Origin of the sequence: Bacillus sp. JAS24-2 (assembly GCF_008274905.1) — a bacterium.
Lineage (GTDB): Bacteria > Bacillota > Bacilli > Bacillales > Bacillaceae_G > Bacillus_A > Bacillus_A cereus.
In genome coordinates, this window is record NZ_CP031069.1 from 74,201 (window position 1) to 98,513 (window position 24,313).

Below are 24,313 nucleotides of genomic sequence, written 5' to 3' on the forward strand. Positions count from 1 at the left end.
ACTGTATCTGTAATAATCCGCCCGATTTTACTACTCTGTTTTATCAAGATCAGCCGATAATTTCTTCAAAATATCACGTGCTTCTTTCTTCTCTTCATCTGTTAACTTAGCAGTCTTACTCTTTGCTTCAAGTGATTTAAGTACTTGCATGTATGTACTATCTTTAGTACATACAGTGTCTGTATAAGAGTCGCCAATAGCTACTACTGAATAATACGTTTCATCAGGAGCATAGTAATTTATTTTTGCCACATATCCAGCAGCGTATAAAGTTCCGTCTTTATCAATGCTTATAGAATTATTTGAAGAACCGACATGGAATAATGAAAATGGCATTTTCCATTTTAGTGTTCCATCTGGATTTACTGCAAATACTTCTCGTTCTGACCTAACATAAACTACACCATTTTTATCTATTACTGGTGAGTTCACAATAACCTGAGTACCCGTTGAGTATTTCCACTTTAATGTATAGTCTTGATTATATGCAGATAACCCGCTATTTCCAGCTATATAAATTGTTCCATCCTTCGAAGAGATTGTAGGAGCAGCTTTTGAGTTTATATCATCTTGTCTCCACTGCTTTATTGGATTTCCATTTTTGTCAAAAACATATACAACAGATCCACCATTTATATATAACTCACTATTTAATCCTAAAGAAAAACCAGGGTTCCCCCCATTCCCGCTAAACTTTTTATTCCATAATTCCTTGCCATTCTTATCATGAGCATAGAGAAAATAGTTTTGACCACTTGAAAGCAAAGTGTAAATAGTTCCGTTTTTTGATATTAATGTAGAATTCTTGCTATCGGTAGCTCCTATAAACATCTCATCTGATACCCATTTCTTTGATCCATCCGAATTATAAGCAGTTATTGTTTTTGAGTTATATACATAAACTGTACCTTCACTATCTATAATGGGAGTATTATAAGTACTTGCATCTTTAACTTGCCATTTAATCGAACCATCAGGATTTAAAGCAGTTAGTTTTCCGCTTGTAACATAAATTGTTCCATCTTCCGCTATAACTGGTGTACTACTTAAGTATGCTACATCATCTTTAATCCATTTAATTGAACCATCTTTATTTAACGCATACAATTTTCTATTGTAGTTTCCAATATAAATCGTCCCATCACTTCCTATCGCTGGCTGAGACTCCATCAATTGAGTACCACCATCTTTTGCATAAAGCTTGTATTCCCATTTCACTTTACCTGTTTCTGTTCCAGCATACTGTGAGTTCCTATTCCAGTTCTGTCCAAAAGGAAAATCAGCTTTCAAATCATATTTACCTTGTTCAAATTGCTCACCTTGTGTACTAGTGGTTTCTGCTTTTGTCATTGAAGTAGGATGTAATCCTACCATCAACATAAACAGAAGCATCATTAGCATAAATTTCTTTTTCATAATATACCTCCTATATGTAATATGAATTATTTTATCATATTAAATTGATTTAGAGATTTATAAGGTGGGATATCATAAATAAAAAAAGAGAGTCGTAACTTTCACTGATCAATACGATAAAATAGGCATCAGGGTACTTCATACAGAAAAATGCACTATTGCATATCCTTACCCGTAAGTGCGAGAAAGCATTGATGTACAGCTGTTTTTACTGAAGAACAAATTGAATGGATAAGAAAACACTACAAACCAGGCCACTCTAAGTATGGACCTAGAGCAATGGCTAGAACATTCGGAACATCACATTCAACTATAGGGAAGGTTGTAAGAAATGAGACTTGGAAGCATGTGTAACGAGCTTCTAACGAAACGCGGAATCATTCCAGAAATGGATAGGGAGGCGGTTTAAATTATGGAAGAAAGCACATTATCACTGTTAATTGTATCAGCAGCGATATGTGTATTCGTATACCTGGTACACCGAATAGATGCCTGGACAAAAAGACAGGGTGGTCACGGAATGACAAATAAACAGCAGTGTGATGAATATGAACGTAAGAAAATCTTGTGAATTATAAAGGATTTAAGATCAAAGGGTGTACATAACAGCGCAGATAAGGTTGAGGAAACATACAAGAGGTATATCACACTCTAGCTAAATGATAAAAGCCCTGCAAGGGGATGCAGGGCAAGACTAAGGGTATTGAAGAATTGTCGATTCTAAAAGTAAAGGACTTCTTGGAATGTAATAAGTTTAACACACACTTCATTAAATTTTTATATAAAGATTTTACATATTTATGAACATAGACAAACCTTTACTTGTCTGAATGTTCAGGGATTTAATGGGGATTCTCCACCTTATTGAGAGGTTCCTGGATATTCCGATGCGTGAAAGCATCAAAAAAGCCCGTACAGAAGCACAGGCCAGTTGTTACACATATCGGTAACTAAATTTTAACAAACTTTCAGAAAGTTAGCTATTGAAAAATAAAAAACGCTCGATGGCAATGAGCGCTGTAGAGAAAACATTCCCTAAAATTAGCTACCTCTATTATACCATGAATTTTCTCTCAGTAAATAAGGAGTGAAAGACCTATGTTAGATAATAATCAATCTAAAGTCGTCCTTCCGAAGTGGATAGAAGACGTCATGCCGTTATGGAGGAGTTAAGAGAAATTCATCAATTACAGCTGGAGGGAAAATGGGATGCCACGAATTGGATTGGATTTGGAAAAGGAGAATTACACAATGGCGTTGCAGAAGGAGAAGTACATGAAGAAATCGCGTCGTAACTTATATATTGCTTTAGAAGAGTTGGATTTAGTGTTTGTTGAAAGCGAAGTGACTCAATTAAGGGAAATGTGGGATGAAGATAAAGATATTCTTGAAATAGCAAAAGAGTTAGGAAGGCATCAACTAGAAATCGCCGCATTGATTATGGATCAGACAGATAAGAAAAAAATCAAATCGCGTCCAATGGGGTTAGGGGCATGAAACAACTAACACTGGGGGATGTAGTCGGAAGTTTTGATTATACCACAACAAGTACCGTGAACAAATTCTTGAAGCGTAATAGCGTTATGACATGCTCAGTAGAGTTTTACGACAAAGACGAGAAGTGGAAGCTTCGTTGGTTTGATGCGAAGTCCGAGAGCAGAGCTATAGAAATGGCTAAAAAGAAATACAGAAAGATACAGATTATCACCACTTATATTTCTGATAGAACCTTAGAAGAGATAATGAATTTGGATTAGGAGACATAGCGTTATGACGTATTTAAAGGGTAGAAACTCATTTGATTGAACGAGGCACTAGTAGGCGTCATAGCGTCAGTAGAAACGTTGGGATTATTGGAATCAGAAAGAAATATGGGCTTCGGATTTACTGGCTATGGGCACTAAATAAAAAAGGCTAGGAGTTCCCCTAGCAAAGAGTTATGTCGTACAGAAAGGTACAAACTTAATGTTTGCGATTTCATTATATAACGTTCCTGGGGTGGAAGGATTGACTCATAGCAATCTTTACGTAACTTTTACATGTGATTGAAATATTTGATAACACAGACATAGATTTATTAGAAATTGAAATTATTAAAGGAAGCTATGTATATGTAAATTTTTAATAAAATGCTTATTGAAATAAAAAAATGGTCCTTACCATTACGTAAGAACCCCATAACCGAAGAAAAAAAGTCGTATGTGAAACCAAGTGGGAATCACAATGATATTTTAACATCTAAATATATAGTTGTCTATACATCAAATCGAAAAACATAGTTATTTAAACGAAGGAGCCCTAGATTTAGGGATCTAGGGCTTCTTGTGTCGGTATAACTCACACAATTTATGAAAAGAAAAGAACTTACTGAAGATAACATATGAATGTTTCGTAAATGTATCAAAAAAGTGAACAAAATAGTTATTGTATGATGAAAAAATTAAAGAACCTGTTATAACTAACAGGTCCTGTGTGCAAAGAGTTCAAGGAATACAAGGGAACTGGGTTAGAGAAACCTTTGCATTGCTTGATTTAATAGTAATGTATTCAAAATAAACAAAAAAATGAATAAAAGTTAAATAAAATTCTTATTTAATAAAAAAACGTGTATAAAAAATATACACGTTTATATAAAAATTATGTCTTGCGTGCTCATTACATTCTATGTTTATTGTATGTAAAACGTGATACATTGCAATACATTAAAAGAGCACTCTTAAAAGTGCTCTTTGACCAAAACTAATATTAAAAAAGATACCCAAGATATTATATGTATGTTTTTTAGATATGTGTAATTTTAAAACAAAATCTTTCTTTTACACAACAAAGCAGCTAGTTAACAAAACTAACTGCTTGTTGTACAAAAGAAACGCTGCGCTTACAGAAATAGTTTGTAACTTTAAGTTACAAAAATAGTATGAACAGGGTTGAAAACATTATGCAGAAATGAAAAAAATAAAATAAAAAAGAGCACCATGCATAAGTGCTCTTTAAGATAGGAGGTAACACTTTGAGCTGGACGGTTAGATTAAAAGAATATGTTGTAGAAAAGGAATAAGACTTAAAACTTATTTTTAACTCAATACAAAAGAGCAGTTAGCAAAAGCTAACTGCATTGAGAAATTTACACCCATGAATTTAAGGAGTACAGAATCTCATGGTTGAGTATAGTATGGGCCAAAACTCTAGGTATATGTAACAAAAATAAAGAAGAGCAGCTTTTTATAATAACTGCTCTCTGTTGTGAATTACAACCTGGGTAAGAAGCAGATTGTATTGTGATTATTATTATCATAATATTGAATTTCATTAAGTTATTTAATAAAATTCTTATTTTAAAGCTAAAGAATGCCTTGTAGAGCAATCCTTATGATGCTTATGTTCGATACTAGTATATGCTTACAGTAATTAATTGTGAAAAAATTAAATATAACTAAGTTACGATAAATTCAATAGTAACTGGGATTGCAGGATCAAATGTATCGCCACCTGGAATTGTAATCGCTCCAGTTGGGCCAGTAGTAACACTTGATTCTCCGCCTAGCTGAAGTACACCGTTTAGGTAGAAATTATAATACGTGAATTTTGGGAATGCTGTAGCAGCAACACCAGCATCATTTAAGCAAGCTGTAGCAGCAATTGCAAAAGCGGCACCTGTACCTGTACCCGCACCTAGTGTAGAAGTAAATCTTCTGGAAGCCATAAATGGAGGTATGATAGCCATTGGTATTCACCTCCTTCTCAATTTTATTAGGACTAGATTAGGAGAAACCTTGTCCTATATTGTATTCTATGACGTACTTAAATACTAGAAACGGCTTATATATTAAGATTTAAGTGCAATTATTAAATTAGATACATTGATGTTGAATAAAAACGCTATTTTATTAGAAAAGGAGAATGAAAATGAACTTAAAGGAGTACGTCGTTTACAAAGGTGAATCATTCGTATGTATTGGAACTGCAAAGGAATGCGTTCAACATATGGGCGTACTTCCTGCAACAGTTCGTTATTATACAACGCCAGCTTATCAGAGGAAGTTAGCGAAGCGAAAGAGAGTGAGAAATCACTTAACTGTTACGGTTCTTGAGGAAGATTAGTATAAAAATTTCATTTTGTTTTATTTTAAAACCAAAAAAGAGCACTTAGTAAAGTGCTCTCGTGACGAACCTCATTTTATCATTTTAGCCAAGAAGACTCCTTCCTCAAGGAACGCGAAGTGAGTAGGTGGGAGATGAATTGGCTTCGGACAAGAGATGGCAGGAAGCCATCTTAATTGTTCGGTATACATAAAGTGTTACTTCATTATCTATCGAATGTATGTTTGTTGTATAATAGACACATGCCGAAATGGGGGTGAAATGAATGATGATTAATAAAGCATATAAATTTCGTATCTATCCAAATAAAACACAAGCAACCCTAATTAATAAAACAATTGGCTGTTCTCGTTTTGTATTCAATCATTTCCTATCTCTATGGGATAACGCATACAAAGAGACGGGGGAAGGTTTGACATATGGTACATGCTCTGCCAAACTTCCTGCCATAAAAAAAGAATTTGTTTGGCTCAAAGAAGTGGATAGTATTGCGATTCAGTCATCTGTTCGCAACCTTGCGGATGCTTATACACGCTTTTTCAAAAAACAAACTAGTGCCCCGCGTTTCAAATCTAAGAAAAACAACGTACAATCTTACACCACAAAACAAACAAATGAAAACATTGCTGTCGTAGGAAACAAAATAAAATTGCCAAAACTAGGTCTTGTTCGATTTGCCAAAAGTCGTGAAGTACAAGGACGTATTTTAAATGCTACGGTTAGACGCAACCCTTCTGGTAGATACTTTGTGTCATTGTTAGTTGAAACAGAAGTGCAAGAACTTCCGAAAACACATTCTTACATTGGGATAGATGTAGGACTAAAAGATTTCGCCATTTTGTCAGATGGAACACCCTATGAAAATCCGAAGTTTTTCCGATCATTAGAAGATAAGTTGGCGAAAGCACAGCGTGTTCTTTCTAGAAGAATGAAAGGAGATCTTCTCGCTGGAATAAACAACGAGTAAAAGTAGCTAGAATTCATGAATACATATCAAATGCTAGAAAAGATTACTTAGACAAAATCTCAACTGAAATCATCAAAAACCACGATGTTATCGGTATAGAGGATTTGCAAGTATCGAATATGTTAAAGAATCATAAGTTAGCAAAAGCAATTAGTGAAGTATCTTGGTCACAGTTTCGAACCATGTTGGAATATAAAGCAAAATGGTATGGCAAACAAGTCATTGTCGTATCGAAAACATTTGCTTCTAGCCAATTATGTTCTTGTTGTGGATATCAAAACAAAGACGTTAAAAATCTGAACCTACGTAAATGGGATTGCCCTTCTTGCCGTACACACCATGATAGGGATATTAACGCAAGTATCAATCTAAAGAATGAAGCGATAAGGCTTCTAACCGCAAGGACTGCGGGGTTAGCCTAATCAATTAGAGTTCGATAGAACTCTTTACTTAGGAATCCCTCATTTCTAAACGAAGTGAAAGTGGGGGTAGTTCAAGGGTATTTAGTAGAACAGACAGAACGATCGCCAATTGATTACTTACAATACGTAGATGAAACAGTGGCCCCAGTTATGTTTGATAGCATGATTCAGATTAATCAGGACCATAAGAGGGTATCGGGTAACATTGAGGCAACAAAAGAGAAGATGGCTAATAAGAAACGTAAGTTATTAAAGGCATAATGGATAACGTAACTATAATGATCAATAGCATCTGTAACAGGTGCTTTTTTCTTTGTTATACAGAAATTACACATTAACGATTAGGCATATTTAAGAATCTCGAACATAAGATGGTAATGACACCGAGAAGAATTCATTGTGTTCGCTACTCGCTTTAATACGTTTCGAAAAGGCACCTATTTAGGTGCTTTTTTGTTTGCATCTTTCGAGATAGACGAGCATATATTGGAATGTGTGGATGGAAACCACTTTATATATCTGAGCACCTATCAATTTTGGGTGTTCTTTTATTATGTAAAAATTTTATAAGTTTTGTGAGAGTTGAAAAATAGTATATTATCTTTCTCAATGTACATATTAAGAAAAGTTTTTAATAACATACATAAAAGGCGGGATAATATGAGTGAAAATAAGAAAAATGAAGAGTTGAATAAGATAAAGAAGTATTATTTTAATGAGGACAATCAACCAGTAGCTGGTATAGAGTTAATTTTGCCACCGGATATAGGAATCATGTTAGATCCGAAATCAGTTAATGATGAAAGTAGAGATATTGATAATGAATAAGTTTAATTTAAGCATCCATTCGGGTGCTTTTTTCTTTGTTGTATAGAAATTACACATTAAGTCCCTTGAATACATGACTTAGGCATAGTCGGGAATGAGTATCATATAATGACACTGAACGGTTTCCAACATGTTCCCCTATATTTTTTCAAGAGAGAGCACTTATTGGGGGAGTGCTCTCTTTCGTTTGCACATAAGGAGGTTTTCATCATACAATATCGAATCAATGCCAACCAACTTATTCCTTTTCCGAGAGCTATATATATTCCGCTATAAAGCTCTTTTAGGTTGCGCCATTAGAATTGGCAAGGCATTGTCGTATATTTTATACTCAGAAGCTTAGGGCACTTTATAGTGTTCTTTTTTTATTGGACAAAATGTACATTTGGATTAAAGGATTCTATATAAATAGGTAGAATCTAATTATTTGGTTTACATTTTAATCTGAGGGGTACAAATTCGATGCGACGTGAAAAGGATTTGTTGAAACAATGGAAGGCGGATTTGTAAGCTGTTCAAGAAGAGAAAAGGCTGAAGAAGAAGGCTAAGAAAAAGAAATATAACATTCCGGGTAAGACAGCTGACTTCATGGATGGCAAGAATATTTATCGTAAAGAGAATGGGGTATGGAAGCAAAGAAATAAATAATGTGAGGATAAATGATTTTGATTAAGTGTATAGCAATTATCGTAGGCGCTGCCCCGTGATCTGGATAGCGTCTTGTTTGTTGTTAAGGAAAGATAAGGGATGAAATAGACTTGCAAATTGAAATATTATTAGTCTGAAACATAGACTAGTAAACAAACTATTTCTACCGTTTCATCATAGAATATGATGAATTCTATTTTTAGAGGAGGGAATCATATCTATGGGATGGAATAATAATTTTGGACATTCTCGAGATTGTAATAGGTTTTGGGATGATTTAGTATTTTGCGGATGCGGTCGTAGACGTAGAAGAAACGATTTTAACGACTGTCATTGTAGACGCGATTGCGATTGTGATGAGTGTCGTCGTAGACGTGATCATGACCGCAATCGTGATCATGATCACGGTGAACATCGAGATTGGTAAAGTCTTTTGAAGGAGTGGATATTTTAATAGCACTCTTTTTTTTTAAGAATTCACTTTAAACATTTCTTATAACTAAGAATACTTATGTAAATATGGGAAACATATTTGATTCTTGGAATGAGGGGATCGATGTGGATATAACGCAAAGTATTGCAAGAATAGTTGTTAATGGGATAGATCTACCGTTTATTTCAGGTAGAACAACTGTATGGATTAATGGACCTGCAAATGATTTAATTGTTACGACTAGGCAAAGAGTGAATGAGCTTTATCGTGTTATGTGGTCGTGGGTGTCAGTTATGCTAACAATGTATTTCATTCAGGGGGCGGACATAGTGAGATTTGCTAGAGTTGCAGGAGTTGATGAAAGTATAACGGGAGAATATATATCATTTTATTTGGTGATAAGACAAACTTTAAGTAGCCTAACAGCTGTTTTTTATTTTACAAAAAAAGAACCTGCAAACCTGCAGATTCTCCTGATAATGATTTATGGAGCAAGACCCGAAAATATAATACAATAATTCGAAAATGAGTTCAAGTAAATAAAAAGAACCCGCTGGAGTTCGGGTCCTTTCAGAAGTGATGATGTATTCTCGGCTTAGGAACTGAGAAAAACACAAAAATATAATACATCGAGTTTTAGAGAATTTCAATATTAAATTAAATATTATCGTGGAGGGAGTTATATCATTTGATTAAGAAACCAAGGTAGTGATAAAGCATATGAATTTTTAAAAAATGAGCGGGATATCTTAAGGAAACATAAAATTATTGAAATTTTTGTATGAATTCATTAATATGAAATTATATTTATTGTTTAATTGATTCCGTTTATTCCCACATCTTATTGTGTTGTGGTTGAGTTGTAGAAGCAAGTTGCGTCTTGTTTCATTTATGAAAGGGCTTCTTTGAGCCGATTAGTGTATATATAGCTTATTTTGCTATGCACATTTTTAATCGACTTGAAGGAGCCCTTTTTGTGTTGTTTTCAAGTTAGGAATCACTTGTAAAAGGTAGTTAGATTTAGGTATACAAATAAAAAACACTATGAGAAAAAACACAAGATTTGTGTTTTTTTGCTTTGGAAGGGGATCATTATAATGAAATACAAACATACAATTACACTTGATAAACCATTACTATCATTAGAGGAGATAATAAACAATATACAAGGAGTGGGGAAAAAATGAGTTATAACATTCAAAAAGGTCAATTTCGTTTAACAAGTGCCTATCCAAGAGGTAGCTGGTGGGAATTTTACCGTGTTGCGTGTCCGATTTGTCATGATACAGGAAATTGCATGCTGCATGTTTCGCAAGAGAAGGTAGCATGTACACGTGTAGAAAGTAAATGGATTTATGGGAAAAACACGGGCAATCCAAGCTACATTCACTACATAAATGGAAAAAATAAGTATCAATTGCCTGAGGTGGATGAAGTTCAGATTCATGATAAGAAAAGCAATGAGGAATTAGATGTGTTTAATCGGAAGTTAATGGATTTCATACCATTGCAGGAGCATCATCATACACATTTATTACGAGATAGAAAAATGAGCGAGGAACAAATACAAGTACGTCAATATCGATCTTTCTTAAAACAACAAATTGTGTTAGAGAAGGATAATACGTATACGACTGTTTGGGAACAGCTATTTAAACAGATGAGGAATAAAAACTGTTGGCAGGGGGTTCCGGGCTTTTATGAGATGAGGAAGGGTCAACTTTCTCTTCGTTTGATGTCAGGATCTCCTGGTATTTTGATTCCTTTTCGGAATCAGTACAATCAAATAGTTGGATGGCAGGTTCGTGTGGATGAAGTGAAAAACTCCGTTCATGTGAAATCGGCGCCTACTGGAGTTCAAGCGGAATTAATCGAGCAGCCTAATGTTGTAAAGATAACTAAAGATGGTGATTGTATCTTTGAAGGCGAACTAGAAGTGAGCAAAAAGGTAGAGATTCCATTTCAAGAGGGACAAATTGTTGTAAAGATACATAAAGGGCAAAAATATCTCTGGCTCTCATCAGCAAACAAAAATCATGGAACTGGGGCAGGAGGTAGTGAAAATCCACTTCCTGTGCATGTGGCGGTACCAAGTTCTCATTTAAAACATTGGAATTCTGGTATACTTCATCAAACTAAATCAGTAATGATTACAGAGGGAGCTATGAAAGCAGAGTTGGTTGCTGATTTGCTTCCAGAGAGATTTAATAAAGAGGAGCTTTCTGAAATAGGAACAACGGTTCTTGCGATTCCTGGTGTAAATGCTTGGCGAATTACTATGCCTGTATTAAAGGATATGGGTGTAGAAAATGTCTATTTAGCGTTTGATGCCGATTTAGTAGAAAATCAAAAAGTAAGAAAAGCTCTTATAGACTTTGCGATAAAGTTAAAGACAGAGGACTATAACGTAATCATAGCTGCATGGAACCCAGCACAAGGTAAGGGGCTGGATGATGCAATGCAAGCGGGATTTAAACCTGTATTTCAGAGATTGTGAAACTCATAAAGTAGGTTGGTATTTTCATAAATAGGTAGATAGAAAAAGATAGAGTTTTTAATTCTATCTTTTTCTTATATCCAATTACCACAGAGGATTTAAATTAACTAAAAGAAAGGTAGAAGAGAATATGAATACATCTATGAAAAAAGGTCTAGTAAATTTACGAGTTGATTTTGCTTTCAAGCGCTTGTTTGGAGTAGAAGGAAACGAGGATATACTCATTGGTTTTCTTAATGCAGTATTACAATCCTCTTTTTAGATGAGGAAATTATTTCTTTGCATTTAGATGATCCACATCTTCCAAGGGAACAAAAGGATGATAAATTGTCTATTTTAGATTTGCGAGCTACCCTTAATAGTGGTATAAAATTAAATATAGAGATACAGGTTCGCGACAAAAAAGACATGATCGAGCGATCTTTGTTCTACTGGGCTGGCATGTATTATTCTCAAATGACTCAGGGAATGAAGTATACAGAATTAAGACCAACTATTTGTATTAATATAGTGGATTTCATTCTGTTTCCAGGAGAAGAGAACTTTCATAATGTTGGTGTAGTCATGAACAAAAAATCGGAGCACATAATTTCAGAGAATATGCAATTGCACTTTCTTGAGATTCCAAAAGTAATTCGAGAATGGCAAGAAGATCGAATGGATCCATGGGAGGATATATTAGCACGTTGGCTATTATTATTTCCTGCATATGAAGATGAGAAATTAACTACAATCCTGGAGGGAATCGCGATGGAAAAAGATCCAGTTTTGAAAAAGGCAATAGAGGATTGGGAGCGTTTAAGTAGTGATAAGGACTTTTTGCGCTTATATGAAGCGAGAGAGAAGGCAATAAAAGATAGAATATCAGAAATAGAGACGGCAGAAGAAAAGGCAGCAAAAGAAGCTAGAATAGCAACTAAGATAGAGATGATTCACAATTTAATTAAAGTAGGTGTACCTATAGAGAAGATAGCGGAAGCCACTGAATTAAGTGTGGAAAAGGTTAATGAAATTTTAAGAAACAAAGAGTAGATAGAAGTAGTGAAAAACAGGTACTTGTGAAAAATGCACAATTATCTGTTTTTTATTTCTAATAAAATAGAATCATGTTGCCCACTGAAAGAAAAAATGAATGTTTTAGGTCTTAAGAACAGTGATATTTTTTAAATTCAGATAGTATAGTACGATCCTAACAAAGAAATAAAGGTGTAAACAAGGACTTGTTTTTTTAATATCGTATTGATATAATATAAAAGTAATAAGATTTTACAATAAAATATAAAATTAATCAGTTCGCATATAAGAGAAGACCTCAATATGCGCCATGTCCTTAGGGGACGTGTGCGTGTATTGGGGTCTTTTTGCGTTTAGCGAGCAAAAACATCCGGAGGTGCAGGAATTATGTTGAATTGGTTGTCTGCAAAACTTATGACAACATCAGTAGGAGATTTCTTACTGGCAAAAAATAGTTTTTCGAAAGGGCTTGGTGGTAATGGTGGTGGCGGTAATGCTGAAACCGTTCAAAAAAGCATGAACACTTTGGTGAAAACCTTAATTGGTTTTGGGGGAATTTGGGTGGCAGCTTGCGTTGTATTTGCAGCTATTAAACTATCTGGAGCACAAGGGAAGAACCCTGAAAACCGTACACAAGCTATGATTGGTTTAGCTTGTGCGGCAATTGGAGGCTTTGTCATGATCAAAGCTTACGATATCGCTGCTTGGGTGACAACAATCTAACATAAGAGTTTGTACAAGCTCTCCTCGATTTGGGGAGAGCTTCTCTTATACAAGGGAGGAAAAAGAATGAGAAAAGTAACCGTTCCTGTTGATATGACTTCGGAACAAAAAACACTACTAGGTGTGCTGAGCAAGCGCCAATTGATTTATCTATTGGGTGGCGGAGCATCCCTTTATTTATATGTACCATTTTTATGGCGACTATTCGCACCTATTGATGCAGTAGTAGCATTTTTTATTTGCTTAATTTTAGCACTACCGACGGTAATAGGTGTTATAACGTTTGCTTTTATATATAAGGAAAAACAACACATGTATCTAGATAAGTATCTACTTATCAAAATGCGTAGCCGTTCCGAAAAAGGTAAGTGGAGAAAAGGGTACGAGCCAACTACATGGGCAAAGGAGAACTTATAAATGTTAGAAATGATATATTTTGCAGCGATAGCCATTGTGGGATTTTTCTTTTATCGGAAAATGAATGGAAAACCGCTGTTTGGTTCTAAGAAAAAAGGGAAAAAGCAAGGTGGAGTAGAGAAACACACTACTGAAAAAGCTGGAAAGAAAAATAAAAAAAATATGCCTGCTGAATCGGAAATTGATGAGGATAATGTTGAATTCTTTCGTGCTTTTGTAGAAGACATTAAGGAAATCGATAATCATATGATTCGATATCATGATGATACATTTGTTCTGATTGCGGAAACACATCCAGTTAACTATTATTTACTCTCCAATATGGAACAAGAAGCAATTGATATCAAAATTGAATCATGGTTAACCACATTAGAGTTTAATACGAAAGTATATATTCAAAGTAAGTTTGTGGATTTAACAGATCCTGTACGCAAAATGACAGAAACGATGAAAGGTGCGAAGGACCTTACACCAGAGACGGTTCTATATGGACAAGAAGTTATTGATAACTTAGAGTACTGGCAGCGTTCGCAACCTCGATATGAACAAAAGCGTTATTTAATTTATCCATACAAGGTTGATATTAGTACGATTACTGCTGATACAGAGGAAGAGTTAGAAGAAAAGATTGTGGATAAGGCGTTTAACGAATTATATCGCCGTTATAATGCTTCTCGAAATCTACTATCGAAAGCAAAAATTAATGTAGAAATGTTAACGAAAGATAAATTAATAGAACTTTTATATGTAGCATTTAACCGTCGGAAAGCCGTAAAAGCTCGTTTCCAGGATTTAATTGAAAACGAGAATTTCTCGCTCTATTCAACAGGGGAAACAAATGAAAGAAAACTAGAGTTAATGAAGAAAGTGCTAGCAGAAGAAAAAGCAGAAAAATCAAATAACGGGGTGGCGTAAACATGAAGTTGTTCGGAAAAAAGAAAAAGGAAAAGAAAAAAATAGAAGCAGAAGAGAGGGACGAATTGGATCTAGAGGAGGAAGAGTTGGAAGAAGAAGTACCGACGCAATTAGACAATCAAACAACAGTGTTTGATGTTATTGCTCCAGAAGGAATGAAAATTGACGCAGAAGATTATGGAGTTATTAAACAATCTTTAGGAAGTAATACGTTCTTCCGTCCGTTTTATATTCCACGAGATGGGTACCCACGTATGATGCAAACCAATTGGCTCAACATGTTAACTTCGGCTGGAGAAGTGGATGTCATGATCGATATTCATAAAGAACCAAAAGCTAAAGCAATGCGATCATTAGATATGCAGCTGACGATGTTACGTTCCAATCTTTCTTTCCAACGTACACGAGGAAACATTGACCAAGAAAAAGACTTAGATGCAAAAATTCAAGATACAAACAATTTAATGGATGAAATCCAGTTCAATGAAAACGACTCGTATATGGTGAGTACCATGGGTGTTGCGTATGCCGAATCAAAGAAAGAATTGGACGTTTTATGTGAGTATATTGAAGATGAAATGCAAGCATCTCACTTTAAGATAGCGAGTACTTGGAACCGTGTGAAAAGCGGTTTGAAAGCTACTATGCCACTAGGTGCACCAAATACGCTGCAAGATACCTATCGAAATATCGATAGACGTGCGTTATGTACATTTGCCCCTTTTGTGTCAGGTTCCGGAAGGTTTAATGGTGGGATACCAATAGGAAAGAACAAAATAACTGGGCAAGTAGAATTTTTAAATTCATTCGGGAATGCAGATTATCGCCCGCCAAACTATAACATTGGGGTAACAGGGATCTCGGGTTCTGGAAAAAGTTTACTTTTAAAAATGAAGTTAGCTCGTGAAACGTCACTTGCAGATACGCATGCAATGATTATCGATCCAGAAGGTGAATTCGTAAAAATTACAAAACGTTTAGGTGGTATTAATTTAAACATTTCACCTGAAAGTAATATCATTATTAACCCTTGTGCAATTGCTGTAACAGAGCTTCAGATTACGGATAAAGATGAAGAACTAGAAGCACTTGAACAATATGATAAGAAAGAACTCGTAGAACGTGATGGCGTAAAGTATGTGAGATTTGTACCAATTTTAGAGAAAATCAATGAAATACTAGGATTCTTTGACATTATTATTCGTGGGCAAGACTTTGATCAACCAGGATTAAATGTATTCCAACGTACGATGCTAGAAGATGCAATCCGTGAAGTGTTTGATAAACATGGTATTACTTCACATCCTTCTTCTTTATATACAGATGAAGTGAAGAAGGTGGATGGACAATTAATTCAGTCTCAAGTAAGAAAGCCAGAGCCGGAGTTAAAAGAAATCTACGATGTCATAGTAGAACATCATGGAGACGATGTGAAGGCAGAAGAGTTAATCGCTGCGATTCGTCCGTTCTTACGTCATGGGTCAAAACCATTATTTGATGGGCAAAGTCATTTTGGTCGTGGTGTAGAAACACAGTTAAATGAATCACGTGTTGTTAACTTTAATATTAGTCATTTAGAAGAAGGATTCTTAAAACCAATCGCTTTCCACGTTATCTTGAACTATATTTGGGAGCACTGGATTAAGAGTCCAGAACACGCTATCAAGCGAAAAGTACTGTATGTGGATGAGATGTGGCAGTTTATCGATTATGAACAAACGGTAAACTTCTTAGAAAAAGTAGCACGTCGTTCACGTAAAAGAAATGCTGGTATGTGTTGGGCGAGTCAGGACTTTGTTCGTATTTTAGAAAATGTAAAAGCTCGCGGTATCTTGCAATCTACTTTTTCTTATTTCTTTTTAGAGCAAAATAAGATTGATAAGAAAAAAATTCAAGAGAACTTTAACTTAACTGCTGGGGAGCTTGATATTATTCTCAACAATCCAGGAAAAGGAGAAGGGATTTTCCGCGTAGGAGATAGTTCGGTTTGGATTCAAACAGATCCATCAGATAAAGAAATGATGTTTATTGAATCGAATGAAGCGGTACTTCAAGAGCTTTTAAACAATATGAAGAAAGTACAAGGATACGCAGGATAGTAGCGTACCTTTGTAAAGGAAGGTGAAATTATGCTTGAGAAAATAATAGATTGGGTCGGTGGCCTTGTTATCCATATGGTAAAGGCCCTACTAGCGCCTATTTATGGATTTATGGATACTATTCCAGTTCTAGTCTTTGGTGGAGATAAATCTAATCTAGATTTTTTATATGCAAAGAATGCAGTTACGAATGTATTAGATACCGGTATGCCTGTCATGTTTAAACTTGTTGCTTTTTGTGTCCTCGTCAGTGTAGTAATTACAGCAGCAAAATATTCAGCAACGACTCTAAATCCAAATAATCGCACGGCATTAATTGAATATGCAAAAGACTTAATGATTATCTCGATTTGCCTCTGGCATTTAGATTTCTTTTATAATTTTATTTTTGATCTAAATTCTTGGATTATATTAGAGTTTAAAGAGGCGTTAGGGAATTTTAACCCAGATCAGCAAATACCTCTATTAAAAAATGGACTGGCAGACAATAAGACGATTACAGAACTTTCAATGAAAGACCATAAAAATGATTATATGTTTATCATATTCGGACTATTTATTGAAGCTGGATTAATGATATGGGCAAACTTTTATTATTTAATGCGCGCTGTGACACTATACGTATTAATGTTACTAGGCCCTGTAATGGTAGGAATGTGGATGTTCCCACAAAAGAAACAACAGACGTTATATTGGATTCGTGAACTTATGGGTGCAGTATTAATTCAAGCGATTCACGCAATTACCCTATGGTTAGTTATTACACTAATTGGGGGTGCGCAAAATCCTATTATAAAATTAATATTACTTGCGATGTTTATCCCAGTTGGTGAAATCGTGAAAAGCTTTATTGGCCTTAGCACCAATGCATCCGCTGGTATTCATAGAGCAGGTACGATGATGGGTATGGGTGCTTTAGCAAGTGTGGCTGGATTGGTTAAAGGTGTTCGTGACGACTACCGTAGTGCAAAAGATAAAGGGAAAGAAAAGAAAGATGGAGAGAAAGATAATAAAGAAGATGCGGATAACCCGAAAGATGCATTAGGAGCGAATTTAGGGACAGATGTGGGTACAACATCTCGTGCAGCTCGTATGTTAAAAGCTGGTCAAATTGGAAGTTCAATTGGTAAAGCAGCGACAGGACTTGCAGGTATGGCAGCGGGAGCTGGTCTTGGACCGGGAGCGATGGTAGCAGGATCGCAAGTTGGAAGTGCATTAGGTAGTGCTCCTGGTGCAGTGGCTGGTAGAAGTGTTGCTGCAGTCGGCGAAGGAGCTGTAGCTTTAGGAAAACATATTGGTTCCAGTGTAAAGAAGGGTGCGGATACTTATTCAAATCTAAATGGCGAATCTTATCCGGAACTAACCGATGAAGATATTGCACAGGATTTAGCTACAAAAGACTTTGAAAATTGGAAAGCTGATAATCCAGATTCTGCAGTCGCAAGTCGTTTGAAACAAGCATTCCCTGGTGCATCTGATGCGGAGATTGCTAAAAAAGTAGCGAAAACAAATAGTGATCAAATGTCTCGTTTCTCAAATCAGCGGAAACAAGATTTACAAAATATGAAGAAAACCGCTACACCATATGGAAATGCTAGAGATTTAGTAAACGCTGCAACGAATGCATTCCAAAAGGGTTATGGGGCAGACCATAAAGATACATTCATGAGTCAATTACCAGAAAACATGTCAGCGGAAGAGAAAGAGAAACATTGGAACGACCATCTGAACACAAAAGTACAAGGATTTAGAAACCACGCAGAACAAGCTGCAACAAAAGCAGGAGCCATGCCAGTTGATGCGAAGGACAAACAAGGAAATAATCTGTTTGATAAGTCCTATGTGAATAAAGATGCGTTTGCTTCCCGACTTGCATTAGGAAAAGTCGGAAAAGCAGTCGAGGATGTAAAAGGAGAAACTTTAGAAAGTGGCCATCAAAATATGGGACAAGTCGGTGCTCTTGTCGGTGCTTCTACTGCTGCATTTAAGAAAGCGTATAGCGCAGACCATAAGGCTGGATTTATGAAACAATTCCCTGCAGATATGCCGCAACAAGAAAAAGAAGCAGCATGGAATAAGCATTTAGATCAAAAAGTACAAGGATTTCAAAATCATGCGCAACAAGCGGCAGCATCAGCTGGTATTGTACAGCAAAAAGACGGTACAAACTATGCGAATAAAGAAGCTTTCGCTTCTCATTTATCACAACAGTTACAAAAAAATCCTGGTTTAAATGCTATGGGTGTATCTAGTGCAGCAGGCATTCAGAAGGCAGTCAACGGTGTGAAAACGCACGGTTTGACAAGTGGAACAGGAAGCCAGCAAGCAAAACAAGTAAGTAATGTTGGGAACCTGGTACAAGCCTCTACAGAATCCTTTAAACAAGGCTATGCAGCAGAACAACAGGCAAGCTTTATGAAAAACTTGTCTCCAACTATGTCTCAACCACAAAAAGAGCAAGCTTGGCAGTTGCACCTGAATGAAAAAGGAAATGAATTTAAAGCAGTCGCACAACAAGCGGCAGTACAAGCGGGAGCGATGCCCGTACAGGCAAAAGATACGAGTGGTAAGAGTCTACATAATCAATCGTATATTAATAAAGATGCCTTTGCTTCGCAATTAACGAAAGGTTTACAAAGCCATGCAAGTCTTGGAATGGTGAGCCAACAAGTAGGTTCTGGAATTACTAGTGGGATTCAAGGTGTTCGTTCACATGGCGTTGCGACAGGTGGCGCAATCAATAAAGCTGTATATGCAGCGACACAAACACAAGCGAGTATCGCACGTGCAGGAGATCTTTCCGTTGCGGAAATTGAACGCTCTTATGCAGATGCATCAACAAGTGTAGCGAATATTGCACAAAGTGCTGGTAAAATGTCTATCCCAACTTCAGCAGTGGGACGTATGACACAGCAAAGTACAAAACTTGGTATGAGTGTAATGGAAGGTGCGAAACACCTTATGCTTGCGGATCGCATTGATACGGTATCAAATGCATACTTTAGTGCCGCGAGTGCTGTTCAACAATCCGGAGGGAATGCAGTACAAAGAGTGATAAGTGGGACTACTGCTGCAGTTAGTACATCATTAGGTGGGAATGCAGCAGAGCGTCACTATAATGTGACAAAAGGCTTAAGTTACGCCGCAGGTGTGATTGGTGGTGCGGGTGCTTATCAAGCAACTGCACGTATGGTAAGTAAACATAATCCATATAACAGTGCAGTTCGTACAGAAGCAAAAGAGATTCAGGAAATTCAACAGATGGTACCGACAACAACAGATCATACAGGTGCGCAATCGGTTGTAAAAGGTGCAGTACGTCTTGTGACGACAAATAATAAATCTTGGATTGAAGCAAAAGACGCTAGTGGTATGACGCAAGTTGTATCTCGTTATGGTAGTGGAGATAGCAGTATACGATCTGGACAAGTCGTATATCAGGACTTAAATATTTCAGATGGACAATTAACGCAGTATCGTAATGGTGCGAAAGCATCTCCAGCCTATATACAAGATTCAAGTGGTGGAAAAATCAATATCAATCGCTCGATCAATGTAAATCCAAATCAATTAGTAGGAAACCCAAATCATAGACCGTTACAACAGAAACCGGTATTTAATGAACCACCACTTACGGTAAATCACAAGGTAGACAATGGTCACTTCTATATGTCTGATTTAGACCAAGGTGGCTATAAGAATGTACAAATGGTGGTAGAAAGAGATCGTAGTTACATGGTTGCGACAACAACAGACGGTACAGTGTCACGTATTTCGCCATTCGGAAAAGGAGATACGCGTTTACAAGAAAACCAAAGGATTGAAAGAGTTTGTGAAGTGAAAGACAGTAGTATTAAGCCAAGAGAAGAAATCTTAGTAACACAAACACAGGACGAAGTAGTCCGTACAGAAACGCATTTGAATTTATCAGAACATGACCCACAAAATCTGATTCCATTTGCGCCAAACCCTCGCTTAGCACAGCGAAGAGGAAGAAATTCTCAAAATGGAAAATATGGTGTGATAAGTCTATGAGTCAAAATCCTAACGATCCAAATGAACAGAAAAAAAGTAATCCTTTAAAAGATGTAGCTTCCCACTTTATTAAGAAAAAAGGGATGCAAGCGCGCGGGAAGATGGCAAAATTGGCAGGAAAAGCAGGAAAGGCGGCAGCGAAAGCTGCTGCCAAAATGCTAAAAGCAGGTATATTAAAAATTGTGGGTGCTGTTGTGGCAGCGGTTGGAGTACCTGCCGCTTTGATTATGGGAGTAATTATTGCTGTGTGTGTGATTTTAGTCTCTTTTGTACCTTTTACCGATGATGAAGGTAAGACAGAGGAACAAGTAAAAAAATATATGGAAGTCTCAATGGCTTTGAATGTGGATTGGAAAGAGGTCGTCGCCTTTGACATGGCACGATATGATAATAATTTAACTGGTAAAGATCCGCATGATGCTATATCATATTTCTTGGATATCCAATATGAAGAATATACGGAAAAAGAGGTATGTGAGGCAGGAGCGAATGGTCCTTGCGAAAAAAAGAAAAAGGAGATGCAAAAAACAAAATCTGAAAGTTACTCCGGACCAGATGTAAAAAAGATATTAGGAGATACAGATTTTAAGAAAAAAATAGATGAGATTAATGCAAGTGGAAGCAAAAAAGTGACAACATCTTCTCATGGGCTAGAGAAAGCTATGGAACTCGCAAAGTTTAGTAAAAGTCAAAAAGAACGTGCTCGTGAGATATTAGAAGCCGGGATGCTAGAAGGTATGTATGGACATCTAGCACCTTCTAGTAATTTTGTTGGTGGTATGTGTGTAGGTAATGTGAGTCCTGGCGGGGAGCCTGTCAATCTTAATGCAAAAGTTACAGGATATCTTCCAAAGATTAAAGAAATGGCAGAAAAACATGGTGTTGCTCAATATGTTGGTATTTTGGCTGCCCAAATGATGCAGGAATCAGGTGGAGCAGGAAATGACCCGATGCAGGCTTCAGAGGGGCAATATGGAGACATGAGCTCATCTTGTATTGGTGTAAAGGGAAATGCTCGTGTAGGGTGTATTAAAGATCCCAATATTTCTATAGAAGCAGGTGTACGGGAATTTAAAGATGTACTAGGAAAGGCCAATGGTGACATTGCACTCGCTTTGCAGTCATACAACTTTGGCGAAGGTTTTATTAGTTACGCTTTAGCAAAGGGTGGCTATTCAGAAGAAACAGCTATTGAGTTCTCAAGAAGTAAGAATCATTTAAATCCAGGTGGTTGCTCCGATCCGAATAACTTCCGAACCAAGGTAAATGCGTGTTATGGGGATTTTACATATGTTTCCAAAGTTTTAAAATATTACAAAGATTTAGGTTGTGTAGCAAATGGAGATGGAGAATGGATTTCTGATAAAGGTTGGAAATGGCCAACGAAATCAGGGCGTATTACAGGTACATTTGATGAAATTCATAATAACAAACCGCATAATGCTGTAGATATTGGAGCCATGACCGCTGGAAAACCAGGAGACCCTGTATGGTCGATGGAAGCAGGAGTAGTTACAGCTCAAACAGGATATGTAAACTACGGTGGTCTAGGTGTCTATATTGACCATGGAAATGGCATTGTATCCCGTTATTTACACTTGAGTAAGATTTCAGTTACACCAGGAACTATGGTAACAAAAGGACAAATTATAGGGGAAATGGGTGGTTCTAACTATGTTGGTGGTGTTCTGAACATGCTTGGATACGCTGTCCATTTAGATTTCCAAATTCGTATAAACGATCAACCGACGGATCCAATGAAGTTCTTTAAGAAAAATGATGATCCAGGGTTATCATCTGGTGGTTCTCCTACCATGACAAATGCTAAACGACAAAAGGTACTGGAAGAAGCGAAAAAATGGCTAGGGCAAGGAAAAGTCAGATATGTATTAGGAGACCGTAATCCACCAGGTGGCTCTTCAGATTGCTCAGGATTTACGCAGTATGTCTTTAGAACAAGCATAGGTGTACAACTTGGAGATTGGACAGGTGCTCAAGTCGGACAAGGTAAACAAGTACCAGATATCAATCATGCACAACCAGGGGATCTTATTTTCTATGAAAACCCAGGGCACGTTGCAATTTATATGGGGAATCAAAGAATGATTCATATTGGTGATAATAAAGGTGTACAAATTACAGGTCTAAACTATACGGCAAGAGGTCAACATATGACGCAAATTCGTAATGTTATAGACTGATTTGGGATGTGAAGAAATGAAGAAAGTCATGAATGTGTTAGCGAATCTGCCTCGTAAGTACTTAGTTATATTGGGGGTTATTGTGTTAGTAGTAGGCGTTGCTACTTATAATACTATTCATCGTTACATGATGAAATCTCAAGTACAAGAGGAAGAGCAGGTCAATCAAGATGAAATCGAGATGCTTGGAGATAAGCCAAAGGGATTTGATACAAAAGAGGAAGAATATATCGCAAAGACAAAAACAGTAGAGGATTTGCTACGAAAAATTTCTAATAGTAGTTATGATGTCCCGTATTTGTTTACAAAGGCTGGATTTGGTATTGAACCAATGAAAATGACAAGCAATGAGCGTATGCTTGCTACAGAAGCTGTACAACGATATTTCCTAAATGGGGATAAGTTTTACAATGCGCGAATTACCAAAATTGACCGTGGGAAAAAAGTAGATACGTTTCATATTGAAGTTTTAATTCAACAGGTAAACTTCTTAGAACCACGACAATTTAAAGTGCAGGTAAACAAATATGCACAAATTGTAACACCAATTGCACAAATTCCACATGGACAAGAAGAAGTACCTGTGGATTAAGAAGGAAATGAGGGTTGTGGAAGAAAAAACACAACCCTTTTGTAAAAAAATAAAGAGTACCTAAAATTATTTATTGAATATTCATAATTTTCTTATATAATAAAACCATGGTTAAATGAAATTTGCATATAACGCTAAAATGAGATAGATATGGGGGAATACAAATGAGGATGTTAATTGGAACAGCTGCGAATTTTGTTTCGGGGTATTATATAGGACGAAATTCTGGATTATTAGGAACGTTGCTTGGCTGGGCTTTTCTGTTGGGTGGTGGCTATCTGTTAATAGAAAATTGGGATAGTATCACAGTATGGATGCATAGTTTGAATATTGTACAAGGACTAGATGGTTACGAAGACATGAGCAATGGCTTTATTTTTATCTGTTTGGTAGTAAGTGGCTTTATTCTTATCTTGTTGTCACCGATTTTCGTTATTTTATTAGTATTTTGTTTCGTGTTAATGAATATTGTAGCTTGTACACTTGTGTTATTAACATCACCAAGTACATACATAAAGAAGAAAGATAAGGAGAGTGAATGGGGATGAGTACAATTCTAGTTTTAGGTGGATCTAATGGAAAGACGTTAGAGAAGTTGGCCAAAAAAAAGAGACTGTCAGGTTATTTTCCATGATGGGAAAAATCATGGAGGCGTAAAGAAAACGTTTAGAAGTGTTATAAAAAAAATTCGATGTTATTGTCATTCAAAAAGGTACATGTGGTCATGTGTCCATAGATGTAGCCAAAGAATACGCGAAGAAGTATGATATCCCACTATTATTTAATCAGGGATTTGGTGGAACTGGTGCGCTTGAAATGGGATTAAAGCATTTGAAGGTTGCATGAGGTTTGATACATATCTATGGAATTATAATTGTTAAATTAATATATAACATTAAAAAGGTAGTGGCACGCAAGTGGTTTTTCTGGAAGAGTTTAGAGGGTACTTTGAAGTTAAGTTTTTACAACAAATTAGTTATTTGGGAGAGATTAGTAGCTGAAATG

General features: G+C 36.3%; 18 protein-coding genes and 6 pseudogenes. 22 read left to right on the forward strand and 2 right to left on the reverse strand.

The features are described 5' to 3' along the window. Positions 1-30: 30 nt before the first annotated feature. Positions 31-1,416, reverse strand: coding sequence for an outer membrane protein assembly factor BamB family protein (locus DN407_RS27470; protein WP_149216809.1), 1,386 nt, complete (start codon positions 1,414-1,416; stop codon positions 31-33). A gap of 412 nt (positions 1,417-1,828) precedes the next feature. Between DN407_RS27470 and DN407_RS31780 the strand changes: the two genes are divergently transcribed. The 4 genes from DN407_RS31780 (at position 1,829) to DN407_RS27480 (ending at position 3,173) form a co-directional block, all read left to right on the forward strand. Next, on the forward strand, positions 1,829-1,987 hold the full coding sequence (locus tag DN407_RS31780; RefSeq protein ID WP_179878599.1) for a hypothetical protein: 159 nt from the start codon (positions 1,829-1,831) through the stop codon (positions 1,985-1,987). A gap of 589 nt (positions 1,988-2,576) precedes the next feature. Next, the gene (locus DN407_RS32320; RefSeq protein ID WP_254915689.1) at positions 2,577-2,711 is read left to right on the forward strand and encodes a hypothetical protein; all 135 of its coding nucleotides are present in this window, start codon (positions 2,577-2,579) and stop codon (positions 2,709-2,711) included. Beyond that, positions 2,668-2,913, forward strand: a complete 246-nt coding sequence (locus DN407_RS27475; RefSeq protein WP_086388419.1) for a helix-turn-helix domain containing protein — start codon at positions 2,668-2,670, stop codon at positions 2,911-2,913. Before DN407_RS32320 ends, DN407_RS27475 begins: the two co-directional genes overlap by 44 nt. Further along, positions 2,910-3,173 carry a hypothetical protein gene (locus tag DN407_RS27480; protein WP_149216810.1) on the forward strand — a complete coding sequence of 88 codons (264 nt, stop codon included), beginning with the start codon at positions 2,910-2,912 and terminating at the stop codon, positions 3,171-3,173. Before DN407_RS27475 ends, DN407_RS27480 begins: the two co-directional genes overlap by 4 nt. A gap of 1,676 nt (positions 3,174-4,849) precedes the next feature. On the opposite strand, the gene DN407_RS27485 is transcribed toward DN407_RS27480, so the two are convergent. Next, complete coding sequence (locus DN407_RS27485; RefSeq protein WP_149216811.1) at positions 4,850-5,140, reverse strand: DUF4183 domain-containing protein; 291 nt, start codon at positions 5,138-5,140, stop codon at positions 4,850-4,852. 182 nt (positions 5,141-5,322) lie between these two features. On the opposite strand from DN407_RS27485, the gene DN407_RS27490 reads away from it, so the two are divergent. The 18 genes and pseudogenes from DN407_RS27490 to DN407_RS27570 all read left to right on the forward strand — a co-directional run bounded on the left by DN407_RS27490 (position 5,323) and on the right by DN407_RS27570 (position 24,154). Beyond that, positions 5,323-5,517, forward strand: a complete 195-nt coding sequence (locus DN407_RS27490) for a hypothetical protein (RefSeq protein WP_149216812.1) — start codon at positions 5,323-5,325, stop codon at positions 5,515-5,517. Between the two features lie 265 nt (positions 5,518-5,782). Beyond that, positions 5,783-6,906 (forward strand): annotated as a pseudogene (tnpB, locus tag DN407_RS27495) (IS200/IS605 family element RNA-guided endonuclease TnpB). Between the two features lie 69 nt (positions 6,907-6,975). Beyond that, positions 6,976-7,167, forward strand: a pseudogene (locus DN407_RS27500) (hypothetical protein); the annotation flags it as partial. 399 nt (positions 7,168-7,566) lie between these two features. Continuing rightward, complete coding sequence (locus DN407_RS31785) at positions 7,567-7,734, forward strand: hypothetical protein (protein ID WP_001293569.1); 168 nt, start codon at positions 7,567-7,569, stop codon at positions 7,732-7,734. A gap of 462 nt (positions 7,735-8,196) precedes the next feature. Then, positions 8,197-8,382: pseudogene (locus tag DN407_RS27505) on the forward strand (hypothetical protein). Between the two features lie 220 nt (positions 8,383-8,602). Further along, entirely contained in the window at positions 8,603-8,809 is a 207-nt protein-coding gene (locus DN407_RS27510) for a hypothetical protein (protein ID WP_016090324.1), read from the forward strand. A 92-nt stretch (positions 8,810-8,901) separates the two neighbouring features. Next, a pseudogene (locus DN407_RS27515) lies at positions 8,902-9,214 on the forward strand (hypothetical protein). A 784-nt stretch (positions 9,215-9,998) separates the two neighbouring features. Continuing rightward, positions 9,999-11,312 (forward strand): DUF3854 domain-containing protein, encoded by a 1,314-nt coding sequence (locus tag DN407_RS27520; protein ID WP_149216814.1) that lies wholly within the window; start codon positions 9,999-10,001, stop codon positions 11,310-11,312. A gap of 130 nt (positions 11,313-11,442) precedes the next feature. After that, positions 11,443-12,344 (forward strand): annotated as a pseudogene (locus DN407_RS27525) (Rpn family recombination-promoting nuclease/putative transposase). 369 nt (positions 12,345-12,713) lie between these two features. Beyond that, positions 12,714-13,049: a hypothetical protein gene (locus DN407_RS27530; RefSeq protein ID WP_000935868.1), complete on the forward strand. Its 336-nt coding sequence runs from the start codon at positions 12,714-12,716 to the stop codon at positions 13,047-13,049. A gap of 66 nt (positions 13,050-13,115) precedes the next feature. Continuing rightward, positions 13,116-13,466: a PrgI family protein gene (locus DN407_RS27535; RefSeq protein WP_001233532.1), complete on the forward strand. Its 351-nt coding sequence runs from the start codon at positions 13,116-13,118 to the stop codon at positions 13,464-13,466. Next, a complete protein-coding gene (locus DN407_RS27540) occupies positions 13,467-14,381 on the forward strand; it encodes a hypothetical protein (RefSeq protein WP_149216815.1) in 915 nt (304 codons plus the stop codon). Positions 14,382-14,383: 2 nt separating this feature from the next. Next, on the forward strand, positions 14,384-16,480 hold the full coding sequence (locus DN407_RS27545) for a VirB4 family type IV secretion system protein (protein WP_149216816.1): 2,097 nt from the start codon (positions 14,384-14,386) through the stop codon (positions 16,478-16,480). A gap of 30 nt (positions 16,481-16,510) precedes the next feature. Continuing rightward, positions 16,511-20,515: a TrbL/VirB6 family protein gene (locus tag DN407_RS27550; RefSeq protein ID WP_149216817.1), complete on the forward strand. Its 4,005-nt coding sequence runs from the start codon at positions 16,511-16,513 to the stop codon at positions 20,513-20,515. Beyond that, the gene (locus DN407_RS27555) at positions 20,512-22,716 is read left to right on the forward strand and encodes a lysozyme family protein (protein WP_149216818.1); all 2,205 of its coding nucleotides are present in this window, start codon (positions 20,512-20,514) and stop codon (positions 22,714-22,716) included. The genes DN407_RS27550 and DN407_RS27555 overlap by 4 nt, the downstream gene beginning before the upstream one ends. Positions 22,717-22,732: 16 nt before the next feature. Next, positions 22,733-23,308 carry a hypothetical protein gene (locus tag DN407_RS27560; protein WP_149216819.1) on the forward strand — a complete coding sequence of 192 codons (576 nt, stop codon included), beginning with the start codon at positions 22,733-22,735 and terminating at the stop codon, positions 23,306-23,308. A 164-nt stretch (positions 23,309-23,472) separates the two neighbouring features. After that, a complete protein-coding gene (locus DN407_RS27565) occupies positions 23,473-23,856 on the forward strand; it encodes a hypothetical protein (RefSeq protein WP_149216820.1) in 384 nt (127 codons plus the stop codon). Next, a pseudogene (locus DN407_RS27570) lies at positions 23,853-24,154 on the forward strand (DUF2325 domain-containing protein). The gene DN407_RS27565 and the pseudogene DN407_RS27570 overlap by 4 nt, the downstream one beginning before the upstream one ends. The last annotated feature ends 159 nt before the right edge of the window (positions 24,155-24,313 follow it).